The following is a 377-nucleotide window of genomic DNA, read 5'->3' as shown; positions in this document are numbered from 1 at the left end:
ACTACTGGCTCGCCGCGCTGAGCAACGGCAACACCGCGCTGATGCTCGACGTCGCGCGGCACGCCGGGCTGCCCTGGGACATGCTGCTGTGCGCCGACCTGTTCGGCCACTACAAGCCCGACCCGCAGGTCTACCTCGGCGCCTGCCGCCTGCTCGACCTGCCGCCGCAGGAGGTGATGCTCTGCGCGGCGCACAACTACGACCTCAAGGCCGCGCGCGCCCTCGGCCTGAAGACCGCGTTCATCGCCCGGCCGCTGGAATACGGCCCCGGCCAGACCCAGGACCTCGCCGCCGAGCAGGACTGGGACCTGATCGCCAGCGACCTGCCGGACCTGCACCGGCAACTGGCGGCCTCGGCCTGACCGACTTCCTACTTC

General features: G+C 71.1%; 1 protein-coding gene. It reads left to right on the top strand.

Features of this window, described 5'->3' with window-relative positions:
- On the top strand, positions 1-362 hold a 362-nt coding region (locus G5A07_RS21195; protein WP_191863968.1), incomplete at its 5' end, for an HAD-IA family hydrolase.
- Between the last annotated feature and the right edge of the window lie 15 nt (positions 363-377).

Origin of the sequence: Stenotrophomonas sp. AS012628 (assembly GCF_010608305.1) — a bacterium.
Taxonomy (GTDB): domain Bacteria; phylum Pseudomonadota; class Gammaproteobacteria; order Xanthomonadales; family Xanthomonadaceae; genus Stenotrophomonas; species Stenotrophomonas geniculata.
The sequence above is the reverse complement of the archived record's forward strand: the minus strand, read 5'-3'. Positions and strand labels throughout refer to the sequence as shown.